The sequence below is a fragment of the Bartonella sp. AA2SXKL genome (genome assembly GCF_042197205.1).
GTDB lineage: Bacteria > Pseudomonadota > Alphaproteobacteria > Rhizobiales > Rhizobiaceae > Bartonella.
The window spans coordinates 447-748 of sequence record NZ_JBHIRN010000126.1; the positions used below are offsets into that span (position 1 = coordinate 447).

Below are 302 nucleotides of genomic sequence, written 5' to 3' on the forward strand. Positions count from 1 at the left end.
ATCGATCCGAAGCACTTTCATTCCAAAGGACTTTCAGCCTGAAAAATTTTCAGCTAGCCGCATCTTCGATCTGAAGAATTCTAAGGGCTTTTTTATTCTGAGCTACCATAACAAAAGATTTTCAATCACGCTGTTGCACAACGAAAAAATCATTTCGCAGATATTTTTCTGCCAAATTTTTTGCCACACACTCTGCGGCCTTTTGCGATATGAAAAGAACAGCGTTGTGTTTTTGCGGCTCGAGTCTGATTTTATTTTGAGCATTCCCGGCGTAGTAAAGTGGAAATCCCTGATAAAAAGTC

Annotated in this window: 1 protein-coding gene; it reads right to left on the reverse strand. The window is 39.7% G+C overall.

Features of this window, described 5'->3' with window-relative positions:
- Positions 1-121 precede the first annotated feature (121 nt).
- Positions 122-302: hypothetical protein (locus tag ACFINS_RS10205; protein WP_375706203.1), on the reverse strand; the 181-nt coding region annotated here is incomplete at its 5' end.